This window comes from Streptomyces sp. CB03238 (assembly GCF_002099185.1).
Taxonomy (GTDB): Bacteria; Actinomycetota; Actinomycetes; order Streptomycetales; family Streptomycetaceae; genus Streptomyces.
Genome location: NZ_NBCN01000018.1, coordinates 92059 through 116163 on the forward strand (window position 1 = coordinate 92059; position 24105 = coordinate 116163).

The 24105-nt window shown below is 72.1% G+C and carries 20 protein-coding genes; 14 read left to right on the forward strand and 6 right to left on the reverse strand.

Annotation, left to right across the window (positions count from 1 at the left end; genetic code table 11):
- Positions 1-18: 18 nt before the first annotated feature.
- A complete protein-coding gene (locus BKD26_RS28485; protein ID WP_084903927.1) occupies positions 19-540 on the forward strand; it encodes an SRPBCC family protein in 522 nt (173 codons plus the stop codon).
- Between the two features lie 60 nt (positions 541-600).
- On the opposite strand, the gene BKD26_RS28490 is transcribed toward BKD26_RS28485, so the two are convergent.
- The gene (locus tag BKD26_RS28490) at positions 601-987 is read right to left on the reverse strand and encodes a VOC family protein (RefSeq protein WP_084903930.1); all 387 of its coding nucleotides are present in this window, start codon (positions 985-987) and stop codon (positions 601-603) included.
- Positions 988-1419: 432 nt separating this feature from the next.
- Between BKD26_RS28490 and fusA the strand changes: the two genes are divergently transcribed.
- From fusA to BKD26_RS28525, 7 genes are all read left to right on the forward strand, one after another.
- Positions 1420-3498 (forward strand): elongation factor G, encoded by a 2079-nt coding sequence (gene fusA, locus BKD26_RS28495; RefSeq protein ID WP_084903933.1) that lies wholly within the window; start codon positions 1420-1422, stop codon positions 3496-3498.
- Between the two features lie 136 nt (positions 3499-3634).
- Positions 3635-4798: an L-rhamnose isomerase gene (gene rhaI / locus BKD26_RS28500; RefSeq protein WP_084903936.1), complete on the forward strand. Its 1164-nt coding sequence runs from the start codon at positions 3635-3637 to the stop codon at positions 4796-4798.
- A 153-nt stretch (positions 4799-4951) separates the two neighbouring features.
- Positions 4952-6997 (forward strand): bifunctional rhamnulose-1-phosphate aldolase/short-chain dehydrogenase, encoded by a 2046-nt coding sequence (locus BKD26_RS28505; protein ID WP_084903938.1) that lies wholly within the window; start codon positions 4952-4954, stop codon positions 6995-6997.
- A 53-nt stretch (positions 6998-7050) separates the two neighbouring features.
- Positions 7051-8472, forward strand: a complete 1422-nt coding sequence (locus BKD26_RS28510) for a rhamnulokinase family protein (RefSeq protein WP_084904074.1) — start codon at positions 7051-7053, stop codon at positions 8470-8472.
- 271 nt (positions 8473-8743) lie between these two features.
- Positions 8744-9037, forward strand: a complete 294-nt coding sequence (locus BKD26_RS28515) for a hypothetical protein (protein WP_084903940.1) — start codon at positions 8744-8746, stop codon at positions 9035-9037.
- A 230-nt stretch (positions 9038-9267) separates the two neighbouring features.
- The gene (locus BKD26_RS28520; protein ID WP_084903942.1) at positions 9268-9951 is read left to right on the forward strand and encodes a triacylglycerol lipase; all 684 of its coding nucleotides are present in this window, start codon (positions 9268-9270) and stop codon (positions 9949-9951) included.
- A gap of 86 nt (positions 9952-10037) precedes the next feature.
- Positions 10038-11498, forward strand: coding sequence for a carboxylesterase family protein (locus tag BKD26_RS28525; RefSeq protein WP_084903945.1), 1461 nt, complete (start codon positions 10038-10040; stop codon positions 11496-11498).
- 49 nt (positions 11499-11547) lie between these two features.
- On the opposite strand, the gene BKD26_RS28530 is transcribed toward BKD26_RS28525, so the two are convergent.
- Positions 11548-12993 (reverse strand): glyceraldehyde-3-phosphate dehydrogenase, encoded by a 1446-nt coding sequence (locus BKD26_RS28530; RefSeq protein ID WP_084903948.1) that lies wholly within the window; start codon positions 12991-12993, stop codon positions 11548-11550.
- Between the two features lie 134 nt (positions 12994-13127).
- Positions 13128-14636: an MFS transporter gene (locus BKD26_RS28535; RefSeq protein ID WP_084903950.1), complete on the reverse strand. Its 1509-nt coding sequence runs from the start codon at positions 14634-14636 to the stop codon at positions 13128-13130.
- Between the two features lie 126 nt (positions 14637-14762).
- Between BKD26_RS28535 and BKD26_RS28540 the strand changes: the two genes are divergently transcribed.
- Entirely contained in the window at positions 14763-15356 is a 594-nt protein-coding gene (locus BKD26_RS28540; RefSeq protein WP_241518889.1) for a TetR/AcrR family transcriptional regulator, read from the forward strand.
- Positions 15357-15423: 67 nt separating this feature from the next.
- Here BKD26_RS28540 and BKD26_RS28545 read toward each other — a convergent pair whose 3' ends face one another.
- Together BKD26_RS28545 and BKD26_RS28550 are read right to left on the reverse strand one after the other, a co-directional pair.
- Positions 15424-17145 (reverse strand): acyl-CoA dehydrogenase family protein, encoded by a 1722-nt coding sequence (locus BKD26_RS28545; RefSeq protein ID WP_084903955.1) that lies wholly within the window; start codon positions 17143-17145, stop codon positions 15424-15426.
- A gap of 41 nt (positions 17146-17186) precedes the next feature.
- Positions 17187-17753, reverse strand: coding sequence for a PadR family transcriptional regulator (locus BKD26_RS28550; protein ID WP_084903959.1), 567 nt, complete (start codon positions 17751-17753; stop codon positions 17187-17189).
- A 198-nt stretch (positions 17754-17951) separates the two neighbouring features.
- Between BKD26_RS28550 and BKD26_RS28555 the strand changes: the two genes are divergently transcribed.
- Positions 17952-19589 (forward strand): sulfatase, encoded by a 1638-nt coding sequence (locus tag BKD26_RS28555; protein ID WP_347105695.1) that lies wholly within the window; start codon positions 17952-17954, stop codon positions 19587-19589.
- 7 nt (positions 19590-19596) lie between these two features.
- On the opposite strand, the gene BKD26_RS28560 is transcribed toward BKD26_RS28555, so the two are convergent.
- Entirely contained in the window at positions 19597-20334 is a 738-nt protein-coding gene (locus tag BKD26_RS28560) for a CDP-alcohol phosphatidyltransferase family protein (RefSeq protein WP_241518890.1), read from the reverse strand.
- A 215-nt stretch (positions 20335-20549) separates the two neighbouring features.
- Between BKD26_RS28560 and BKD26_RS28565 the strand changes: the two genes are divergently transcribed.
- The 4 genes from BKD26_RS28565 to BKD26_RS28580 all read left to right on the forward strand — a co-directional run bounded on the left by BKD26_RS28565 (position 20550) and on the right by BKD26_RS28580 (position 24003).
- Complete coding sequence (locus BKD26_RS28565; RefSeq protein WP_084903962.1) at positions 20550-21530, forward strand: zinc-binding alcohol dehydrogenase; 981 nt, start codon at positions 20550-20552, stop codon at positions 21528-21530.
- An 81-nt stretch (positions 21531-21611) separates the two neighbouring features.
- Positions 21612-22010 carry a 6-carboxytetrahydropterin synthase gene (locus BKD26_RS28570; protein WP_084903965.1) on the forward strand — a complete coding sequence of 133 codons (399 nt, stop codon included), beginning with the start codon at positions 21612-21614 and terminating at the stop codon, positions 22008-22010.
- A gap of 50 nt (positions 22011-22060) precedes the next feature.
- Positions 22061-23143, forward strand: a complete 1083-nt coding sequence (locus BKD26_RS28575; RefSeq protein ID WP_084904087.1) for a glycosyltransferase family 4 protein — start codon at positions 22061-22063, stop codon at positions 23141-23143.
- Positions 23140-24003: an SAM-dependent methyltransferase gene (locus BKD26_RS28580; RefSeq protein ID WP_084903968.1), complete on the forward strand. Its 864-nt coding sequence runs from the start codon at positions 23140-23142 to the stop codon at positions 24001-24003. The genes BKD26_RS28575 and BKD26_RS28580 overlap by 4 nt, the downstream gene beginning before the upstream one ends.
- Positions 24004-24105: the final 102 nt, after the last annotated feature.

Genomic DNA, 24105 nt, shown 5'->3' on the forward strand with positions numbered 1-24105 from the left:
GGACCAGGAGGTGCCGCCATGCCCCGCACCATGTCCGTGTCGGACAGCATCGTCATCGATGTGGCCCCCATGACGGTGTACGAGCGGCTCAGCGACCCCACCGCCATGGGCCGCTGGAGCCCGGAGAACCGTGGGGCGACCGTACGAGGGGAGCGCCGGGGCGCGTACGTGGGCATGGTCTTCGAGGGCCGCAACAAGCGTGGTCCCTTCGCGTGGGTGACGAGGTGCACGGTCACGGCCGCCGACCCCGGTGAGCGTTTCGCGTTCCGCGTGCACGCGATCGGGGCGCGGCGTCCGTGGCTGCCGGGGGCGATCGCCACCTGGGAGTACCGCTTCGAGCCGGTCGAGGGCGGCGCCACCCGGGTCACCGAGATCTGGACCGACGACCGGCGGGCGTGGCCCGACGCCGTTGCCGGCGCGTTCGACCGGATCGCGACGCGGGGGCGTACGTTCGCCGACTTCCAGCGGGGGAACATCCGCACCACGCTGGAGCGGCTGAAGGCGGCACTGGAGTCGGACGGCCGGCGAGCCGTGAGCTGACCGCCTCGCGTCGTCCGGCAGGGCCGCCCTGCCGTGGCGGGCGGCGCGGGGCGTTGCGGTTCAGCCCTCGGCGTCCTGCGGGTACCAGCGCAGCTCGACCGTGTTGCCGTCGGGGTCCTTGACGTAGACGGACTGGGCACTGCCGCGTGCGCCGAAGCGGCTGACCGGGCCCTCCAGCACGTCGAACGTGCCCGAGTCGATGACCTCCTGCCAGTCCACGGGGTCCACGACGAGGCAGATGTGGTCCACGTTGGATTCGCCACGCCGGCGGCCGAGCAAGTCGATGATCATGGTCGGGCTGACCCGCACGGACGGGAACGGGACCTTCCCGGCGCGCCACTCCTCGACCCGCACCGGCTCCAGGCCGAGGGGGCCGCAGTAGAACGCCAGCGACCGCTCGACGTCCTCGACGTTGAGCACGACGTGATCGAAATCCTTGACCCGCAAAGGGCCACCCCCTCCGGTGATCGGCCGTCCTGACGCGAGGCCGGGATGAACAACCCCACGTTACTGGACCTCTCGGACGCGGCCCGTCACGCGCGGCGCCCTGACGCGACGTCAATATTGGCAGGCGCCGGGCCTGGCCGGCTCACTACACTCGCCGTGGCGCGCTGCTGCCGCCAGTGGAACAAGAGAGGGGGCCCGATCATGCGTTGTCGCGCTGCTTTCGTGGTTCCCCGGTCGCGGTTCGATGTGATCCCGGTGTCTTCGTCCGCCCGACGACGGCTGCGCGGCCGTCGCCGGATGCCCGTGACGAACACCTGATTTTCCCCTGCCCCAGCTGCCACTGCCCGGACGCGTTCCGACGTACGGGCCGGCCGCGTTCGTCCCGGGAATCGCGCCGCCCTTTTCTCGAACACTGACGAAAGGCCTCGGGCCGTGCGTACCACTCCTCCTCTCTCCGGCATCCGCAATCTCGGCATCCTCGCCCACGTCGACGCCGGCAAGACCACCCTCACCGAACGGATCCTGTACGTCACCGGTGCCACCCACCGGCGTGGGGAGGTCCACGAGGGAACCACCGTCACCGACTTCGACCCGCAGGAACGCGATCGGGGGATCACCATTTTCGCCGCCGCGGTGAGCTGTACCTGGGACGGTCACCGGATCAACCTCATCGACACACCGGGCCATGTCGACTTCTCCGACGAGGTGGTCCGGGCGCTGCGGGTCCTCGACGGCGCCGTGGCGGTGTTCGACGCCGTCGCGGGCGTGGAGCCGCAGAGCGAGGCGGTGTGGCGTCAGGCCGACCGGCTGGGGGTGCCGCGCATCGCGTTCGTCAACAAGCTGGACCGCTCCGGTGCCGACCTCGACCGGGCGGTCGAGTCCATCCGTACCCGGCTGAGCACGGTCCCGCTGGTGGTGCAGCTGCCGATCGGGCGCGAGGGGGAGTTCACCGGAGTCGTGGATTTGGTACGCATGCGCGCGCTCCGCTGGGCCGCCGGCCGCGACACGGCCGAGGAGGGCCCGGTGCCCGACGCCCTGCGGGAGGAGGCGCACCGGCGCCGCCGACTGCTGGAGGAGACGGTGGCGGAGCTCCACCCGCTCGCGCTGGAGGAGTTCTGTACGGAGTCGGCGCTCTCCCCCGACACGCTCGACGCGGCCCTGCGGGACCTGACCCGCGACGGCGAGGGTGTCGTGGTGCTGTGCGGGTCGGCCTACCGCAATCGCGGCATCGAGCCGCTGCTGGAGGCCGTGGTGGCGTACCTGCCCTCACCGCTGGACGTACCGGCGGTGCGCGGCACGTCGGGTGACACCGTGCAGGAGCGGGCGGCCGACCCCGAGGCGCCGTTGGCCGCGCTCGCCTTCAAGGTGAGTGCGACCGCGACGGGCCGGCTGACGTACCTGCGCGTGTACGCCGGAACGATACGGAGAGGAGACGCCGTGCTGGACATGGGCGGGCGGCGCACGGAGCGGATCGGCCGGATCCTGCGGGTGCAGGCCGACCGGCACGAGGAGGTGGACCGTGCGGTGGCCGGGGACATCGTCGCCGTGGTGGGGCTGAAGGCCGCCCGCCCGGGAACCACCCTGTGCGATCCGGCGGCGCCCCTGGTTCTCGAACCGCCCGGCGTGGCCGACCCGGTCGTCTCCGTGGCTGTCGAGGCGCGCAGGAGCCCCGACACCGACCGGTTGGCTTCGGCGCTGGCCCGGCTGGTGGAGGAGGACCCTTCCCTGGTCGTACGGAGCGATCCGGAGACGGGTCAGACGGTGCTGTCGGGGATGGGTGAACTGCATCTGGAGGTCGCCGTGGAGAAGATCCGTCGCGCGCAGGGGCTCGACATCACCGTCGGCCGTCCGCAGGTGGCATACCGCGAGACCGTCGTCCGCGGGGTGCGTGGGCTGGTGTACCGGCACGTCAAGCAGGACGGCGGCGCGGGTCAGTTCGCCCATGTGGTCATCGACGTGGAGGCGCTGGGTGACGGCGACGGTGACGGTGGTGGGACCGAGGGCTTCGTCTTCCGGTCGGCGGTCGTCGGCGGCCGCGTACCGCAGGAGTACATGCGTGCCGTGGAGGCCGGTTGCCGGGACGCCCTGGCCGAGGGGCCGCTCGGCGGGCACCCGGTGACCGGGCTGCGGGTGACGCTGACCGATGGGGCCACCCACTCCAAGGACTCCTCGGAGATGGCGTTCCGTACCGCGGGCCGGTTCGCGGTACGGGACGCGCTGCGCGCCGCGGAGATGGCGTTGCTGGAGCCGGTCGTCGAGGTCACGGTCACCGTTCCCGATGACGCCGTGGGCGGTGTGCTCGGGGACCTCGCGGCACGGCGCGGCCGGGTGTCGGGCTCGACGGCCCGGGCCGGCACGGCACTGATCACGGCGACCGTGCCGCTGGCCGAACTGTTCGGCTACGCGTCCCGGCTGCGGAGCCGGACGCACGGCCGGGGCACCTTCACCACCCGCCCCACCGGTTACGCTCCCGTGCCGCCGGCGGTCCGCCACGCGCCGCTGACACGGTAGACCCGGCGTGCGGCCCTGCCCGGGAGGGCGGGGTCGCACACCGGATGCTTGAATCCATTCAAGCAGTAGATCCTGACTTCTTGACGCCCTTGCGCCCTGCACTTAGCCTCTCGATGAAACGATTCATGAGGTGGCTATGACTGACGCGAAGGCGGCCGCCAAGGCCGCTCTGAGGGCCCAGGCCGTCGAGACGCCCTCCTGGGCCTACGGCAACTCCGGCACACGCTTCAAGGTCTTCGCCCAGCCGGGAGTCCCGCGCACCCCCTGGGAGAAGCTGGACGACGCGGCGAAGGTGCACGAACTCACCGGGGCCGCCCCGACGGTGGCGCTGCACATCCCGTGGGACGAGGTCGACGACTACGCCGCGCTGGCCGCGTACGCCGAAGAGCGGGGCCTGCGCCTGGGCACGATCAACTCCAACACCTTCCAGGACGACGACTACCGGCTCGGCAGTGTGTGCCACCCCGACGCCAAGGTCCGCCGCAAGGCCGTGGACCACCTGCTCGCCTGCGTGGACATCATGGACGCGACGGGTTCCGGGGACCTGAAGCTGTGGTTCGCGGACGGCACCAACTACCCCGGCCAGGACGACGTCCGGGAGCGCCAGGACCGGCTGTCCGAAGCGCTGCGGGAGGTGTACGACCGGCTGGGCGAGAACCAGCGGATGCTGCTGGAGTACAAGTTCTTCGAGCCCGCGTTCTACACCACCGACGTCCCGGACTGGGGCACCGCCTACGCCCACTGCCTGAAGCTCGGGCCCAAGGCCCAGGTCGTGGTGGACACCGGGCACCACGCGCCGGGCACGAACATCGAGTTCATCGTCGCGACGCTGCTGCGCGAGGGGAAGCTCGGCGGCTTCGACTTCAACTCCCGCTTCTACGCCGACGACGACCTCATGGTGGGCGCCGCTGACCCCTTCCAGCTGTTCCGCATCATGGACGAGGTGGTCCGGGGCGGGGCGCTCACGTCCGGCGTCGCCTTCATGCTCGACCAGTGCCACAACATCGAGGCCAAGATCCCGGCGATCATCCGCTCCGTGATGAACGTGCAGGAGGCCACCGCGAAAGCGCTCCTGGTGGACCGTGAGGCCCTCGCCGCCGCCCAGCGGTCCGGTGACGTCCTGGCCGCGAACGCCGTGCTGATGGACGCCTACCACACCGACGTACGCCCGCTGCTGGCCGAGCTCCGTGAGGAGTCGGGCCTCGACCCGGACCCCGTCGCCGCCTACCACCGCTCGGGCTGGGCGCAGAAGATCGCCGAGGAGCGGGTCGGCGGCGAACAGGCGGGCTGGGGCGCCTGAGCAGCGCGCCCTTTACCGAAGCCCTTCACCGAAGCCCTTCACCGGCGCCCTTCATCGGCGCCCTTCATCGGCGCCCTTCACCGGCACGCGAACCCTTCGCCCACACGCCGCTCCCCCTCCCTCCCCCTCCTCCCACGGCTCGAAGGACACCCCATGTCTTCCGCACTCCATCCCGCGCCGGCCGCGCTGCTGGCGCGCTCGCACCGCCTGGGCACGGACCCGCGCAACACCAACTACGCGGGCGGCAACGCCTCCGCGAAGGGGACCGCCACGGATCCCGTGACCGGCGGCGACGTCGAGCTGCTGTGGGTCAAGGGCTCGGGCGGCGACCTCGGTACGCTCACCGAGGCGGGCCTGGCGGTCCTGCGCCTGGACCGGCTGCGGGCGCTGGCCCAGGTGTACCCGGGCGTGGAGCGTGAGGACGAGATGGTCGCCGCGTTCGACTACTGCCTGCACGGCAAGGGCGGCGCCGCCCCGTCCATCGACACGGCGATGCACGGCCTGGTGGACGCGCCGCACGTCGACCACCTCCACCCGGACTCGGGGATCGCGCTCGCCTGCGCCGCCGACGGGGAGAAGCTGACCGCCGAGTGCTTCGGCGACACGGTGGTGTGGGTGCCGTGGCGGCGTCCCGGCTTCCAGCTCGGGCTCGACATCGCCGCGGTCAAGGCGGCCAACCCGCGGGCCATCGGCTGCGTCCTCGGCGGCCACGGCATCACCGCCTGGGGCGAGACCTCCGAGGAGTGCGAACGCAACTCACTGCACATCATCCGCACCGCCGAGGCGTTCCTCGCCGACAGGGGCCGGCCGGATCCCTTCGGCCCGGTGATCGAGGGGTACGAGGCGCTGCCGCCGGCCGAGCGCCGTGAGCGGGCGGCGGCGCTGGCCCCGTACATCCGCGCCGTGGCGTCCCAGGACCGCCCGCAGGTCGGCCACTTCACCGACTCCGACGTGGTTCTCGACTTCCTGGCGCGCGCCGGGCACGGCCGGCTGGCGGCCCTGGGCACGTCCTGCCCGGACCACTTCCTCCGTACGAAGGTCAGGCCGCTCGTCCTGGACGTGGCCCCCGGCGCGCCGCTGGAGGAGGCGGTGGCGCGCCTGAAGGAGCTGCACGCCGCCTACCGCGAGGAGTACGCGGCCTACTACGCGCGGCACGCGACGGCCGACTCGCCGCCCATGCGCGGCGCGGACCCGGCGATCGTCCTCGTACCGGGCGTGGGCATGTTCAGTTTCGGCAAGGACAAGCAGACGGCGCGCGTGGCCGGTGAGTTCTACGTCAACGCGATCAACGTGATGCGCGGAGCCGAGGCGGTCTCGGCGTACTCCCCCATCGAGGAGTCGGAGAAGTTCCGCATCGAGTACTGGGCGCTGGAGGAGGCCAAGCTCCGGCGGATGCCGGAGCCCAGGCCGCTCGCGGCGCGGGTGGCGCTGGTGACGGGCGCGGGCAGCGGTATCGGGAAGGCCGTCGCACAGCGGCTGTCGGCCGAGGGCGCGTGCGTCGTCGTCGCGGACCTGAACGGCGAGAGTGCCGAGGCGGTGGCCGATGAACTCGGCGGCGCGGACCGGGCGGTCGCCGTCACCATGGACGTCACCTCCGAGGACGAGATCACCGAGGCGTTCACGGCGGCTGTGCTGGCGTTCGGCGGGGTCGACCTGGTGGTCAACAACGCGGGCATCTCCATCTCGAAGCCACTGCTGGAGACCACGGCGAGGGACTGGGACCTGCAGCACGACATCATGGCCCGCGGTTCCTTCCTGGTCTCACGGGAGGCCGCGCGGACCATGATCGCGCAGGGCCTGGGCGGTGACCTGGTGTACATCGCGTCCAAGAACGCCGTCTTCGCGGGCCCCAACAACATCGCGTACTCGGCCACCAAGGCCGACCAGGCGCACCAGGTGCGCCTCCTGGCGGCCGAGCTGGGCGAGCACGGCATCCGCGTCAACGGTGTCAACCCCGACGGGGTGGTGCGCGGTTCCGGCATCTTCGCGGGCGGGTGGGGTGCGCGGCGGGCGGCTGTGTACGGGGTGGAGGAGGACAGGCTCGGCGAGTTCTACGCCCAGCGGACCCTGCTCAAGCGGGAGGTACTGCCGGAACACGTGGCGAACGCGGTGTTCGCGCTGACGGGCGGGGAGCTGACGCACACGACCGGGCTGCACGTTCCGGTGGACGCCGGCGTGGCCGCCGCGTTCCTCCGGTGAGCGGTACGGCGTCGTACGCGGCGGTCGATCTGGGCGCGTCCAGCGGGCGCGTCATGGTCGGCCGGGTGGGCACCGGCCCGGCCGGGGCGGAATCGCTGGACCTGCTGGAGGTGCACCGCTTCCCCAACCGGCCGGTACGGCTCGCCGAAGGGCTGCGGTGGGACGTCCTCGGCCTGTACGCCGGAGTCATCGACGGGCTCCGTGCGGCCGGGCCGGTCGACTCGGTCGGCATCGACAGCTGGGCGGTCGACCACGGCCTGCTCGACGCGGACGGAGCGCTGCTGGGCAATCCGGTGCATTACCGGGACGGCCGTACCGAAGGCGTGGCGGAGAAGGTGTGGGCGCGTGTGCCCGCGGCCGAGCTGTACGCGGTGACGGGCATTCAGTACGCGCCCTTCAACACCCTCTACCAACTCGTCGCGGCACAGGGCACCGCCGGGCTCGCGGCGGCCCGGCGCCTGCTGCTGATTCCCGACCTCATCACGTACTGGCTCACCGGCCGGCAGGGCACGGAGCTGACGAACGCCTCGACCACCCAGCTGATCGACCCGCGCACCGGCGACTGGGCGCGGGACGTGGCCGCCCGGCTGGGCATCGACCTGTCCCTGTTCCCGCCGCTGCGGCGCCCGGGCGACCCGGCGGGCACCCTCCTCCCCCACGTACGGGAGGAGACCGGGCTGCCGGGCCCCGTGCCGGTCACCACCGTCGCCTCGCACGACACCGCGTCGGCGGTCGCCGCCGTACCCGCGACGGGCGGGGAGAGGTTCGCCTACATCTGTACGGGCACCTGGTCGCTGGTGGGCCTGGAGCTGGACGCCCCGGTCCTCACCGAGGCCAGTCGTACCGCCAACTTCACCAATGAACTGGGCCTCGACGGCACGGTGCGCTACCTGCGCAACATCATGGGCCTGTGGCTCCTCCAGGAGTGCCTGCGGGAATGGGGCTCGCCGGAGCTCGCGCCGCTGCTCCGTGACGCGGCCGGGCGGCCGCCCCAGCGGTCGGTGGTCGACGCGGGCGACCCGGGTTTCCTGGCGCCCGGCTGGATGCCACGGCGCATCGCCGACGCGTGCCGGGCCACCGGCCAGCCGGTGCCCTCCACCCCCGCGGAAGTCACGCGCTGCATCCTGGACTCCCTCGCGCTGGCCCACCGGCGCGCCGTCGAGGACGCGCAGCGGCTCGCGGACCACCCCGTCGACGTCGTCCATGTGGTCGGCGGCGGGGCCCGCAACGCCCTGCTGTGCCAACTCACCGCCGACGCCTGCGGCCTGCCCGTGATCGCGGGGCCGGCCGAAGCCGCGGCGCTGGGCAACGTCCTGGTGCAGGCGAGGGCCGGCGGCCTGGTCGGCGACCGGCCCGCGATGCGCCGCCTGCTCGCCCGGACCCAGCCCCTGACGCGCTATGAACCGACGGGTGACCGGACCGCCTGGGACGCGGCCGCCCGCCGGACCCTGGATCGACCGACCATAACTTCCTGAAGGCAGAAGGGAGGGAGGCACCTGCGTGTTTTGGACGCCTTCGATGCGCCGTGCGGCCGGACACCACCATTGAAGGTGACACGAGAACCACCTGGTGGGTTCCCGAGGACCTGAGGCAAGGGCCAGGCCTGTCCCATGGCCGCCAACCTCCGGAAAACTTGCGCAACTTGGCGAAAACTTTTTCAGCCATGGCGAGGCGTCCCCATACTGAGGGTGACTCATTCGACCTATGAAGGCTGGAGCTCTCGTGTCCCAGGCTGTGCGTTCAGTCATGTACGGAGTTGTGGGCGTGGTGCTGTCCGTCGCAGGCGCCACGCCGGCCGTGGCGGAGGCGACGGAGGCCGGCGGTGCGGCACCCGCGTGCGTGGGGTACTCGGCGGGTTGGCGCTACACGTTCGTCAGCAACGGCTGTGAGGGTACGCAGCACGTGACGGTCGAATACCGGGACGGCACCTCGGCGCCCTGCCGTACGGCGGCTCCCGGCGACACCGTGACCTTTCCCGGTTACGGCACGACCGGAAACGACGTCCTCGGTGTGGCGCTCTGCGACACCACCACCCTCTGACCTCAGCCCCGCCACCGTGGCGCCGGTCCGCCGACCGGCGCCACCCGCGGCTCCCGAAGTACCTGCCGCACGCCTCTTGCCCTCTGCCGTATACCTGGCAGTAACCTTTCGGCACCTCCTCGGCACCTTGTGCCGCTCGGTCTTTCCGTGACCCGGGAATGACGCGCTCCGCAACAGCCCCCCCTCCGCCCCAGGCGTTGCTCCGCGCCCCCTTCCCCGTGAGGTCACTCGTGAGAAAGCCCGCAATCGTCGCCTGCCTTGCTGTCGCCGTCCTGGCCCTGCTGTCCTGGGCCCCCGCCGGCGCGGCCGGAACATCGACGTTCCATTCCACCAGCCATCCGGTCCTGTTCGTGCACGGCTACAACGGCAGCGCGGCGAACTGGGACACCATGGCGAGCCGGTTCAGGAACGACGGCTGGCCCACCTCGCACCTGCGTCAGTGGCAGTACGACTCGCGGCAGTCGAACGCCACCACCGCCCAGGAGCTCGCCGCGGAAGTCGACCGGCTGCTGGCCGCCACCGGCGCCTCGAAGGCCGATGTCGTCAGCCACTCCATGGGCGGACTCTCCTCGCGCCACTACGCCAAGCACCTCGGCGGCAGCGCCCAGATCGACGCCTGGGTCTCGCTCGCGGGTCCCAATCACGGTACCGACACGGCGAACACCTGCTTCGACGCCTCCTGCCACGACATGCGCATCGGCTCGGACTTCCTCACCGCCCTCAACTCCGGTGACGAGACCCCGGGAAGCCCCCGGTACGCGACCTGGTGGTCACCCTGCGACACCTTCATCAACCCCGACAGCAGCGTCTCCCTCGACGGTGCCACCAACAGGCAGACCGCCTGCATCGGCCACAGCGCGTTCCTGACGGACGCCACCGTGTACGCCGAGGTCCGCGACGCGATCAACCGCTGACCCGTCACCCCCGGCCCAGCCCCCGGCCTAGCCGCCTGAGCGACCGCTCGGTATGTTGTGGGCTCCATGACGTCGAGGGGGTACGAATGGATACGGTCGTCACCATCGAGCAGGGCCGCCTGCGCGGGCGCGTCACCGACAAGGTCGCCTCGTTCCTCGGCATCCCGTACGCCGCCGCTCCCAGGGGCGACGAGCTGTACCGGGCGCCCGCCCCGCCGGAGAGGTGGGACGGGGTCCGGGACGCGGTCGGGTTCGGGCCGACGGCGCCCGCGCCGGCCTACCCGCCGGCCTTGGCCCGGCTGCTGCCCGAACCGTCCATACCGGGCGAGGACTTCCTCAACCTCAATGTGTGGACGCCCGACCCCGGGGCCTCGGGTCTGCCCGTCTTCGTGTGGATCCACGGGGGTGCCTTCATGCACGGCTCCTCGGCCGTGCCCACGTACGACGGGCACGCCTTCGCCCGGGACGGCGTCGTTTTCGTCTCCCTCAACTACCGGCTCGGCGTACCCGGCTTCGCGCTCTTCCCCGACGCCCCCGCCAACCTGGGTCTGCGCGACCAACTGGCGGCGCTGGCCTGGGTCCAGGAGAACATCGCCGCGTTCGGGGGCGACCCGCGCCAGGTCACCGTGGCCGGCGAGTCCGCGGGGGCGATGAGCGTCGTCTCCCTGCTGTCCAGTGACCACAGCGCCGGCCTGTTCCACCGCGCCGTCGCGCAGAGCGGCGCCGGCCAGGGATTCGTGACCGCCGAGGACGCCCGGCTGGTGACCGCGGAAGCGGCACGGCTCCTCGGGGTGGAACCGACCGCCCGTGCGTTCGCCTCCGTAGCGCTGCCGGACCTGCTCACGGCCCAACGGCGCATCTCCGCCGACCTCGGCTCACGGCCCGGTCGCGGCCGCTACGGACCCAGCGTGGTGGCGGCCGCGATGCCGTTTCCGCCGGTCGTGGACGGCGACGTCCTCGAGCGGCCACCGCTCGACGCCATCGCCGCCGGCGCGGGCCAAGGTGTTCCGCTGCTCACGGGCACCACCACCGAGGAACAGCGGCTGTTCCTCGTCCCGACCGGTGCCGCCGGGGCCATCGGTGCCGACGCGCTGCGGTCCCTGGCCACGCCGGCCGTCGCGGACGCCTACGCCGGGGCGCGGCCCGATGCCACGCCCGGCGATGTGCTGGCCGCCGTACTCACCGACCGCTATTTCCGGCTGCCCGCGATCCGGATGGCGGAGGCCCGTGCCCGGGCCGGCGCCACCACCCATATGTACGAGTTCGCCTGGCGCACTCCGGTCGGCAACCTCGGCGCCTGCCACGCCCTGGAGATCGGCTTCGCCTTCGACACCCTGGACAGGCCGGGCGCCGAGGGGCTGGCCGGCCGCGAGGCACCGAAGGACCTCGCGCGCCGGATGCACGCCGCCTGGGTGGCGTTCACCGCGCACGGCGACCCGGGCTGGGAGCCGTACGGTCTCCGGCGCCGCCCCGTGATGGTCTTCGACCACCCGGAACAGGGCGTCGTGGAGGACCCGCGCGGGGAGGAGCGGCGGTTGTGGAACTGATTCCGTGAGGCAGACCAGCGGGGTCCGCCTCACGGAGAGTCCGCCGGTGTCAGACCGCCGGGGCCGGGTAGGTCGGGTACTCCACCCCGGAGACGTGCTGGACGACGCGGATGACCTGGCAGGAGTAGCCGAACTCGTTGTCGTACCACAGGTAGAGGATCGCGTTGTCACCGTCGACCTTGGTGGCGCCCGCGTCGACGATCGAGGCGTGGCGCGAGCCGATGAAGTCGCTCGAGACCGCGTCGGGTGCGGTGATGAAGTCGATCTGGCGCTTGAGCGGCGAGGTCAGCGAGACGTTGCGGAGGTAGTCGAGGACTTCCTGGCGGGTGGTCTCGCGGCCGAGCCGCAGGCTGAGGATCGCGATCGAGACGTCCGGTACGGGGACGCGGATCGAGCTGCCGGTGATCGGCGCCTTGAGGTCGGGCAGCGCCTTGGCGACCGCGGAAGCGGCACCGGTCTCCGTGATGACCATGTTGAGCGGCGCGGAGCGGCCACGACGGTCGGCCTTGTGGTAGTTGTCCAGAAGGTTCTGGTCGTTGGTGAACGAGTGGACGGTCTCCACGTGGCCGCGCAGTACGCCGAACTCGTCGTCCATGGCCTTCAGCGGCGGGACGATCGCGTTGGTGGTGCAGGACGCACACGACAGGATCTGCTCGTCCGGCTTGATCATGTCGTGGTTGACGCCGTGGACGATGTTGGGGACGTCGCCCTTGCCCGGGGCGGTCAGGACCACCTTCTCGATACCGGGGCGCAGGTGCTTCGACAGGCCCTCGCGGTCACGCCACTTGCCGGTGTTGTCGATGAGGATGGCGTCCTTGATGCCGTACGCCGTGTAGTCGACCTCCGACGGGTCGCCCGCGTAGATCACCTTGATCTCGTTGCCGTTGGCGACGATCGTGCTGTTCGCCTCGTCCACGGTGATCGTGCCCTGGAACTGGCCGTGGATGGAGTCGCGGCGCAGCAGCGAGGCGCGCTTGACGATGTCCTGCTCGCCGCCCTGGCGGACGACGATGGCGCGCAGTCGGAGGCCGTTGCCGGAGCCGGCCTTCTCGATGAGCAGGCGGGCGACGAGGCGGCCGATGCGCCCGAAGCCGTAGAGGACGACGTCGCGCGCCTGACGGCGCTCGATCTTGTTGGCACCCGTGGCGCCGGCGACGGCCTCGGCGGTGAACTCCGCCACCGAGAGACCTCGGTCGTCGGTCCGGTACGTGGCGGCGAGCATGCCGATGTCGATCTGGGAAGGGCCGAGATCGAGCGTCGTCAGAGCCTGCAGGAACGGCATCGTGTCGGTGACGGAAAGTTCCTCACCGGCGATCTGCCGCGCGAATCGGTGGGTCTTGAGGATGCTGACCACCGACTTGTTCACCAAGGAACGGCTGTGGAGCAGGACTGTGACGTCCCGCTCCCGCTGCAGCTTCCCGATGATCGGGATCATCGACTCCGCGATCTCCTCGCGGTTTTTCCAGCTGGTGAACGAGTCCTCATTGACAGTCACAGGTTCATCTTTCGAGCTAGGCGGTGCTCATATGCTAACCCCCCACCATTTTGATCATTCAAACGGGCCACCTGAGTGGGATACCCGGGCCTTCTGCTGGAATTTGTCCCTATTTGCCCCGTCGGGCGCGGGTGTCAGTGGGCGAACACCGGACCTGCCGACGGGTCCGGGCGCCCCTTGGGCAGCAGAGCCGGGCTCGCCACGGCGACCACGGCACAGATGACCGCGCAGGTGGCGAACGCGGCTCCGAAACCCTCGACCGACGGGGCGCCCGCCGCCCCGCCGCCCTCCAGACTCGCCCCGGCGACGGCCGCCACCACCGCGATACCGAGGGCGGCACCCAGCTCATGACCGGTGTTCACCAGCCCGGAACCCAGGCCCGCGTCGGCGTGCTCCACACCGTGCATGGCGCTGGTGACGGCGCAGACGAAGCCGGCTCCCAGCCCAAAGGCCAGCAGCAGGAATCCGGGCAGCACCTGGGTCCACGCGTTGCCGTCCCGCTCCAGTCCCGTCAGCAGGAGCGCCCCGGCCGCGGCGACTCCGAGCCCGGCACCGGCCGTCACCCGCCAGCCCAGCCGCGCGACGGCCTGTGAGCCGAGGTGGGCGCCCACGGTGGTGACCACGGCGACCGGGAGGAAGACGAGGCCCGTCTTCAGCGCGGAGAAACCGAGCACGTGCTGGAGGTAGAAGGAGCACAGGAAGAAGGCCGAGATCAGGACGCCCGACGCGGCAAGCATGACGAGGCAGCCGCCCAGCAGCGGGCGACGGGCCAGGAACGGCAGTCGCACCAGCGGCGCGGCCGCGGACCGCTCGGCCACGACGAACACAGCGGCTCCGACCAGCGCGCCGACGAGCGGCAGCCACGCGGACGCATCGCCGAACCCGTGGTCCCTGGCCTGGATCAGACCGTAGATGAGCAGCGCGGGTGTGGCGGTCATCGTCAACGCGCCGGGGATGTCCACACCGGGCATCACCCCGTGTCCGTGCCTGTGGCTGTGGCCGTGGCCGTGGCCACGTCCGTGCCCCTGTCCGGCCGTCTGCTCCTTGAGCAGGGCCGGGACCGCGACCAGCACGAGGACACCGATCGGGACGTTGACGTAGAAGACCCACTCCCAGCCCGGGCCGGACACCAGAACCCCGCCGAGGAGGACACCGAAGGCGGCACCCGTGCCGCCGACAGCCGCCCACACACCGAGGGCGCGATGGCGCTCCGGACCGTGGAACACCGACATGACCAGGGCCATTGCCGCCGGTGACATGATCGCGGCACCCACGCCCTGGGCAGCGCGGGCGCTGATCAGCACACCGCCGCTCTCCGCGAGCCCGGACACCAGCGAGGCGACCGTGAACACGGCCAGTCCGGCCAGGAACACACGCCGCCGGCCGAGCAGATCGGCGACCCGTCCGCCGAGCAGCAGCAGGCTGCCGAAGAACAAGGTGTACGCCGTGACGACCCAGGTCAGCGCGCCGGCGCCGAGCGTCAGCTCGTCACCGATCGTGGGCAGCGCCACGTTCACCACGGTCACGTCGACGATCAGCATGAACTGCGCCGTGCACAGCAGCGCCAGGATCACCCACCGGCGTGGGTCCGGTGGACCGGTCTGTGCCTGAGCAAGGTGCTGCGTCGCCTGATGCTGTGTCACCGGAACTCCTTAACTTGAACAACACTGTTAAGAATCAGCGTAGGGCAACACACCCTTAAACTGAACAGCATTGTTCAAGATATTCGGTTGGTGGCACGTGGCACCGGGGTGACATACGCTCCCCACATGCCCAGCCCGCATCAGAAGGTCCGCCGCGCCGACGCCGAGCGCAGCATCGCCACCATCGTGGCCGCTGCTCTCGACTGCTTCGTCCAGGACCCGCACGTCAGCATGACCGCGGTGGCCGGCGCGGCCGGCGTCAGCCGGGTCACCCTGTACGCGCACTTCCCGTCCCGCGAAGCGCTGCTCGACGCGGTTCTGGCGCACTCGGTGGAACAGGCGGACGCCGTCCTCCAGGACCAGCACCTCGACGAGGGCCCGGCCGACGAGGCGTTCTCCCGCCTCGTACGGTCGAGCTGGCGCATCCTGGAGCGACACGCCTTCCTGCTGTCGGCGTCCGAAGGCGTCATCGCCCCGGCCCGCCGCCGCGCGCACCACGAGAAGGTCCTCGGACGGGTGGAGCGCATCCTGGTGCGTGGCCAGGAGGAAGGGGTGTTCCGCTCCGACCTGCCCGTGGGCTGGCTGGTGACCACCTTCTACAGCCTGCTGCACGCGGCCGCGTCCGAGGCCGAGGCCCGCCGGCTCAGGAAGAGGGACGTGCCCGACATCCTCGACCGCACGCTCTCGTCCATGCTGCGGAGCCCACAGACATCCGCATGAGTCGGGCCGGTGGGACCGGGTGACTGACCACCCGGTCCCACCGGCCCGCACACGGTTCGCCGGAGGGCTACGGCGTCATCTCGTACGCGCCGGACAGCGCCTCGACGCGCTCCCAGACCCGGGCCGAGCGGGCCTCGTCGACCACCGGGCGGCGGACCGCGCCCAGCGACCAGAGCTGCTGCTGCTCGGTGGCGGAGTCCTTGCCGTGGAGCTCGACGGCGTGCGCGGAGAAGTCGCGGACGAGAACGGCGAACAGCTCGTCCAGCACGTCCTCGTCGAGGCCCGTCAGGCGCGCCTGCTCCAGGATGAGCTGACCGTGGACGACGAGCGCGAACAACTGACCGACGGCGAGCAGCAGGTCCAGGTCACGGCTCTGCTCCTCGTCGGGCGCCGCGGTGGTGACGAACTCGCACAGGGCGTCGGCCTGCTCCCGGAAGCGGGCGACGTTGGCGAGGTGGGCGTACGCGTCGAAGGCGGGACGCCAGTCGTGGAAGCGTACGGAGCCCAGGCCACGGGCCGGTCCCTGGCGGAAGAGGAAGTCGTCGTCCGCCGCGTCGAGGCGGGTCGGGACCGGCTCGTACTCGGCGGGGTTCAGCAGGTGGTTGCGCAGGAACTTCAGGATCAGCGCGAGGTTGACGTGGACCGTGCCCTCCAGCTTCGGCAGGCCCCGGATCTCGATGGCGGCCTGGGCGAAGTAGTTGTCCTTCTCGAAGCCCTTGGCGGCGATGACGTCCCACATCAGGTCGATGACCTTCTCGCCCTCCGTGGTCACCTTCATCTTCGTCATCGGGTTGAAGAGCAGATAACGGCGGTCGTCGGGCCCGGCGGAGCGGAAGTAGTCGACGGCGCGGTCGCTGAACAGCTTCATCCCGACGAGACGGACGTACGCGTCGGTCAGCTCGCGGCGCACGTGCGGGAAGGCGGTGACGGGGCGGCCGTAGAGGATGCGGTTGTGGGCGTGGGTGACGGCCTCGTACATCGCGTGCTCGCAGATGCCGATCGAGGCGGTGCACAGGTTGAACTTGCCGACGTTGACGGTGTTGAGGGCGGCGTCGAAGGCGGCGCGGCCGGTGTGCAGGATGTCGTCGGGGCCCACGGGATAGTCCTCGAGGCGGAACTCGCTGACGTACTTCGACGAGTCGACGACGTTCTTGACCAGGTGGTACGCCGGGTGGCGGCTGTCGGCGGCGAAGAAGACGTACCCGTCCGGTCCCTCGACGTCGGTGCGGCGGCCGAAGACGGAGACGAGTCCGGCCGCGTTGCCGTTGCCGATGTAGTACTTGGAGCCGGTCGCGCGGAAGCCGCCCTGGCCGTCGGGCTCCAGCAGCATGTCGGTGGAGTAGATGTCGGCGCCGTGGGTCTTCTCGGACAGGCCGAAGGCGAACACCTCGCCCTGGTCGAGGAGTTCGGCCGCGCGGGCGCGGGCGGCGGCGTTGTCGCTCTGCCAGACCGGGCCGAGGCCGAGGATGGTGACCTGCCAGGCGTACCAGTAGTCGAGTCCGTAGAAGCCGAAGATCTCGTTGAGGGCGGCGATCCGTGCGGTGTCCCACCGCTTGTCCGGGTGGCCGTCCCCGGCCGCCGCGGGGGTGAGGAAGGTGGCGAACAGCCCCTCCTTGGCGGAGAAGGCGAGGAAGTCCGCGAGCCAGGCGCGGGAGCGGTAGTCCTCGATCAGCTTGCGCTTGCCGCGCTCCTCGAACCAGTCGACGGTGGCGCGCAGCAGCCTGCGGGTCTCGGGGTCGAAGTGCGCAGGGTCGTAGGTGCGCGGGTTGAACAGCAGCGGGTCGGCCATGGGTGTCCGCCTTTCCGGGGAGGTGTGTGCGTGAGGGGTGGTCAGCGACCGGCGGCGAGCCGGCGGAGGGTGGCGAGTACGTCGTCGAGCCAGGCGAGCGTCATCCGTTCGTACGCGATGCCGCCGCGCAGCACCACGTGCTGGAGCTCCCGCCCCGCGTCGGGCGGTCCGGGCGCGCGGGGCGCGTCCGGTCCCGTGAAGTCCCGGTGCTCCCCCGTGAGGTAGTGCGCGAGCCGCTCGGTGTGGACCTGCCGGTACCGCTCCACCTCGCGGATCAGCGCGGCCGGGTCGTCGAAGGCCGCGCCACGGATCTTCACGGCGAGGTCGTGCCGGACGCTCTCGGGTTCGATCGGCTCGTGCAGCCACGCGGAGAGGGCGGCCCGCCCGAGCGCGGCGACGGAGTACTCCTTCTTGTCCGGTCGGCCCTGCTGCGGTACCTCGCGGACATCGATCCAGCCGTCGCTCTCCATGCGCTTGAGCACGCGGTAGATCTGCTGGTGGGTGGCGGTCCAGAAGTAGCCGATGGACCGCTCGAACCGCCGGGCCAGCTCATAGCCGGAGCCCGGCTTCTCCAGCAGGGACACGAGGATCGCGTGGTCGAGCGCCATGCCCCGATCCTTCTATGCAACTCGTTGCATAGACAAGCGCCACCGCCCGGGTGAGACGCGGCTCACCCGGGGCCCGCGCCCCTTCACCGTGTTCCGGCCGTGAACGGCACCGGCCGGCGGGCCGTACCTTCCACGGCGGCCCCGGCTTGCGCGCCGGAGCCCGCCGTAACCCTGCGCTTCGTACGGAAGGACCTTCGGGTGTCGATCGGGACGTCTCGTCAGCTGCCGCGCGTCGCGGCGTCACGGGTGGGTACGGGGCTGGCCGCCGTGCTGGTGGTCGTGGCCCTGCTGCTGCCCGACCGGCTGGAACGCCTCTCGCCCGGTGCGTTCGCGCGCCTACCGGTGGAGGCGATATGTGGCGCCGCGCTGCTGCTGGTGCTACGGCCGAGGGCCAGGCGGGTGGTGGCGGTGCTCGCCGGGGTGGTCCTGGGCCTGCTGACCCTCCTGAACGTCCTCGACATGGGCTTCCACTCCGTCCTCGCCCGGCCGTTCGACCCCGTGCTCGACTGGATCCTGTTCGACGACGCCGAGGCGTTCCTCAGCGACTCCATAGGCCCGGCCGGCGCGATCGGCGCCGTCGTCGGGGCCGGGGTCCTCGTCGTCGCCCTGCTGGTGGCGATGGTGCTGTCGGTCGTCCGGCTGAGTCACGTCGTGGTCCGGCACAGTGCGGTGACGACCCGTACCACCCTGGTGGCAGGGACCGTCTGGGTGCTCTGCGCGGCCCTCGGGGTGCAGGTGTCGGGCACGGCGGTCGCCTCCGGCAGCACGGCCGACACCGTGCGGAGCCGGGTGCAGCAGGTGCGTGCCGGGGTGGCGGACAGGGAGGCGTTCGCCGAGGAGTCCGCCGTCGACGCCTTCCGCGGCACGCCCGCCGACCGGCTGCTGACCGGGCTGCGCGGCAAGGACGTCCTGTTCGTCTTCATCGAGAGCTACGGCCGCAACGCGATCGAGGACCCCGACATGGCGTCGGACGTCGGCGCGGTGCTCGCGGACGGATCGCGCCGGCTCGGCGCCGCCGGGTTCTCCTCCCGCAGTGCCTTCCTCACCTCCCCCACGACGGGCGGCGGGAGCTGGCTGGCCCACTCCACCTTCGCGTCGGGCCTGTGGATCGACAACCAGCAGCGCTACCGCGACCTCACCTCCGGCGACCGCCTCACCCTCACCAGTGCCTTCCGGCGGACAGAAGCCTGGCGGACGGTCGGCATCATGCCGGGCGTCACACGGGCCTGGCCGGAGGGGCGGTTCTACGGTCTGGACAACGTCTACGACTCCCGGAACCTCGGCTACCGGGGCCCCAAGTTCAGCTGGACGCCCGTGCCCGACCAGTACAGCCTGGCGGCCTTCGAGCGCCTGGAGCACGGCAGGCCGGCCCGTGACCCGCTGATGGCGGAGATCATCCTCACCTCCAGCCACAACCCCTGGGCGCCCATTCCGGCCATGCTCGGCTGGGACGAGATGGGCGACGGCTCCGTCTACGAGTCCGTCAAGAAGGCGGGCGAGGACCCCACGGACGTGTGGCAGGACCCCGCCCGGGTGCGCACCGCATACCGGCGCGCGATCGAGTACTCGCTGAACAGCCTCGTCTCGTACGTGGAGAGGTACGGCGACGACGACACCGTGGTCGTCTTCCTCGGCGACCACCAGCCCGTCCCGACCGTCACCCGGGACCGCTACGGCCGGGACGTCCCCGTGACGATCGTCGCCCGCGACCCGGCCGTGCTGGACCGGATCTCCGGCTGGGGCTGGCAGGACGGGCTGAAGCCCGGGCCGGACGCCCCGGTCTGGCGGATGGACGCCTTCCGCGACCGGTTCCTGACCGCCTACGGCCCGCGATGAGCCGGGGTCACACGCGTCCGCGCGCGGCCTCCCGGGCCGCCGCGACCACGCCGCCGCCCGGCACCCGGACGCACCACAGCCACCGGATGTCCCGGGCGAAGGACCAGACGAGCAACGACAGCGCCGCCACGACCGCCGCGTACGCCGGTACGCGCGGGAGGATCCCGGCGGCGGCCACGAGCAGGACGACGCCCTGCACGGCGGCCACCGTCTTGCGGGCCATGCTCGGCGGCAGCGGCCCGTTCAGCCACGGCAGCATCCGGGCCGCCGCGACGAAGACGTACCGCATCGCGCCGATCGCCAGCACCCACGGGCCCATCGACAGCGCGACGCAGACGCTCAGCACCAGGATGAGGAAGGCGTCGGCCTCCATGTCGAAGCGCGCCCCGAAGGAGGACGCCGTCCCGGTGCGGCGGGCGACCTGGCCGTCCACCGCGTCGAGGGCCAGCGCCACCGTGGTGAGCGCGACCAGGACCACGACCGGTGGCCGGCTCACGAAGAGCTCCGCGACCAGCGCCGTCACGCCCCCGACGAGCGTCGTCCGGGCCAGGGTGACGGCGTTGGCCGGGCCGAAGGGCGTGGGCCGGGGCCAGGAGCGGCACAGGGCACGGCTGAGCACGGCCCAGGTGGCGACCGTGAACGCCAGGCCCGTCAGCCATCCCACGGGCCCCAGTCCCGTCACCGTACCGAGCAGGAGCAGCAGCCCGGTCTGCGCGGCCGCCCCCACGGCGGGCTCATGGCGCAACGGACCCGCATCAGAACGCGCATCGGGATGTGCTTCGGAACCTGCTTCGGGACGTGCTTCGGGACGTGCTTCGGGACGTGCTTCGGACATGTCGCCCACGGACACGGGACACCCTCCGGACCTGTGACAGAGTCAATGGCCGCCGCTCACCGTGCGCTCGGCCTCGCCACTCTCCAAACGTGCACCGCCACCCCAGCGTTCAACAGGAGAACCCGATGAAGCCCACCGCACGCTCCTTCTGGCTGCGCTCCCCCGGCCACGGCGAGATACGGGACGTGGCCCTGCCGGAGCCGGCCGCCGGCGACGTCGTCGTACGCACCCTGTTCTCCGGCGTGAGCCGGGGGACTGAGCGCCTCGTGTTCCGCGGCGGCGTACCGGAGAGCCAGCACACGGCGATGCGGGCCCCGTTTCAGGAGGGTGAGTTCCCCGGGCCCGTCAAGTACGGGTATCTCAATGTCGGTGTGGTGGAGGAGGGACCGGGGGCACTTGTCGGCCGCACCGTCTTCTGCCTGTACCCGCACCAGACCCGGTACGTCGTCCCCGCCGGCGCCGTGACACCGGTGCCGGACTCCGTCCCCGCCGCGCGGGCCGTGCTGGCCGGGACGGTGGAGACGGCGGTGAACGCCCTGTGGGACGCGGCGCCGCTGGTCGGCGACCGGATCGCCGTCGTCGGCGCCGGGATGGTCGGCTGCTCGGTCGCCGCGCTGCTCGCCCGTTTCCCCGGCGTACGGGTCCAGCTCGTGGACGCCGACCCCGCCCGCGCGACCGTCGCCGCCGCGCTGGGCGTCGACTTCGCGCTCCCGGAGGACGCCCTGGACGGCTGCGACCTGGCCGTCCACGCCAGCGCCACCGAGGCCGGCCTCGTACGGTCGCTGGAGCTCCTCGCCCCGGAGGGGACGGTGCTGGAGCTGAGCTGGTACGGGGACCGACGGGTCAGCCTGCCGCTGGGCGAGGCGTTCCACTCCGGACGTCTGGTCGTCCGCGGCAGCCAGGTGGGGCGGGTGTCCGAGGCGCGGCGCTCCCGGCGGACGTTCGCAGACCGGCTCGCGCTCTCACTCGACCTGCTCTCCGATCCCGTCTTCGACGCCCTGGTCACGGGCGAGTGCGCCTTCGAGGAACTGCCGTCGGTGCTGCGCGGGATCGCCGCCGGTGACGTGCCCGGACTGTGCCACCGGGTCGCGTACGGCACGGCCTGAACGCACGGAACCCTCCGGCCGTACTGAACAGCAGGGGCCGGAGAACCGGCCCGCACAGGACGGACCGGGAGGTCACAGCCGTTGTTCAGTGTCACAGTCCGCGAGCACCTCATGATCGCCCACAGCTTCCGCGGGGAGGTGTTCGGACCCGCGCAGCGTCTGCACGGAGCGACGTACCTCGTGGACGCCACCTTCCGCCGTGCCGAGCTGGACGCCGACAACATCGTCGTCGACATCGGGCTCGCCACGAAGGAACTGGGCGCTGTGGTCGCCGAGTTCAATTACCGCAACCTCGATGACGAGTCCGAGTTCGCGGGAGTCAACACGTCGACGGAGTTCCTGGCGAAGGTCGTCGCCGACCGGCTGGCGGACCGGGTGCACGCCGGGGCGCTGGGCGAGGGCGCGCGCGGGCTGGACGGCATCACGGTCACGCTGCACGAGTCGCACATCGCGTGGGCGAGTTACGAGCGGGCTCTGTGAACGACGAGGCGACCGACGCCGGTCCGCCCGGGCGCTCGGTACGGGTGGTGATGCCCGGTGGCGTCGACGACCCGGCCGCGCCGAGCGGCGGCAACGTCTACGACCGCCGGGTGTGCCGGGACCTGCCCGGCGTCGGCTGGCAGGTCCACGAGCACGTCGTCGCGGGCGGCTGGCCACGGCCCGCGGCCGCCGCGCGCGCCGAACTGGCGCGGGTGTTGCGGGAGTCGGCGGAGGGCGGAGTGGTCCTCCTCGACGGGCTCGTCGCCTGCGGCGTCCCCGAGGTCGTCGTCCCCGAGGCCGGGCGGCTGCGCCTGGCGGTGCTGGTGCACCTGCCGCTCGGCGACGAGACGGGGCTCGCCCCGGAGCGGGCGGCGGCGCTGGACGCCGCCGAGCGCCGGACGCTGCGCGCGGTGGCGGCGGTCGTCGCCACCAGCCGCTGGGCGGCGGGCAGGCTCATGGACCACCACGGGCTCGCCCCGGGCCGGGTCCATGTCGCCGCGCCGGGGGTCGACATCGGGCCGCTGGCGCCCGGTAGCTCGTCCGGGACCGGGAGCGCCCCACGGCTGCTGTGCGTCGCCTCGGTGACCCCGCGCAAGGGCCAGTACGAGCTGGTGGAGGCCCTCGCGGCCGTCACCGACCTGCCGTGGAGCTGCTCCTTCGTCGGCGGGCTCGGCCAGGACCCCGGTTACGTGGACCGGCTGCGGAAACTGATCGCGCGGTACGGCCTCGACGACCGCGTCCACCTCGCGGGGCCCCGGAGCGGGCCCGCGCTGAACGCGAGCTACGCCGGGGCGGACCTCCTGGTGCTCGCCTCGCACGCCGAGACGTACGGCATGGCCGTGACGGAGGCGCTCGCGCGCGGCGTTCCCGTCCTGGCGACGGCCGTCGGCGGGCTCCCGGAGGCGGTCGGGCGCACCCCCGACGGCAGCGTGCCGGGCGTCCTCGTACCGCCGGACGACCCGGCCGCGCTCACCGGGGCGCTGCGGCGCTGGCTCAGTGAGCCCGGCGAACGCCACCGGGCGAAGGTCGCCGCACGACGGCGGCGTACCGCGCTGGCCGGGTGGGAGACGACCACCCGGAGCCTGGCCAGGGCCCTGGAACAGCTCCGGCAACAACCCCGGGAGGCCGCGTGAGCGTGACCGACAGACCCCGCTTCGCCCCCGACTGGCTGGCACTGCGGGAGGGCGCCGACGCCGACGCCCGCGCGACGGAACTCCTCGGCCCGCTGCGGCGCCGGCTGGACGCGGACCGGCCGTGGCCGGGTGCCGTGCTCGTGGTCCGTGACCTGGGCTGCGGCACCGGTTCGATGGGGCGTTGGCTCGTCCCCCGGCTGCGCGGCCCGCAGCACTGGGTCCTGCACGACCACGATGCCGCTCTCCTCGGCCTGGCCGCCGCGCGGCTGCCGCGTACGGGCGCCGACGGCAGCCGGGTCACGGTCGCGACCCGGCGCGGTGACATCGGCCGGCTCACCGCCGGGGAGCTCTCCGGCACCGGTCTGGTGACGGCGTCCGCCCTGCTGGACCTGCTCACGCGCGAGGAGGTGGACCGGCTGGCCGATGCCTGCGCGGGCGCGGGTTGCCCGGCGCTGCTGGCGCTGTCCGTGGCGGGGCGGGTGGAGCTGACCCCGGCGGACCCGCTGGACGGCGCGATCGGCGGCGCGTTCAACGACCACCAGCGCCGGCTCGACCACGGCCGCCGGCTCCTGGGACCGGACGCCGTCGCGGCGGCCCGCGAGCTCTTCGCGGGCCGTGGCATGACCGTACGGACGCACTCCAGCCCGTGGCGGCTGGGCGGCGCCGGTGACTCCGCGCTGACGGCCGAGTGGCTGCGGGGCTGGGTCGGCGCGGCGCGGGAGCAGCGGCCGGATCTCGCGCCGCGTGCCACCGCGTATCTGCGGCGCCGCCTGGAGGCGTGCGAGGCGGGTGAGTTGCGGGTGGTGGTGCACCACAGTGACCTGCTGGCCCTGCCGGGGCCCGTGGGTGGCGCGGCATGAGGGCGGCGCGGGCGCGGGCCGCAGGAGCGGGGCGGCGCGGGCCGCGGGAACAGGTGCGGTGGCCGTGCGGGCTGCGGGGGTGCGGGCGGTGACCGTGCGGGC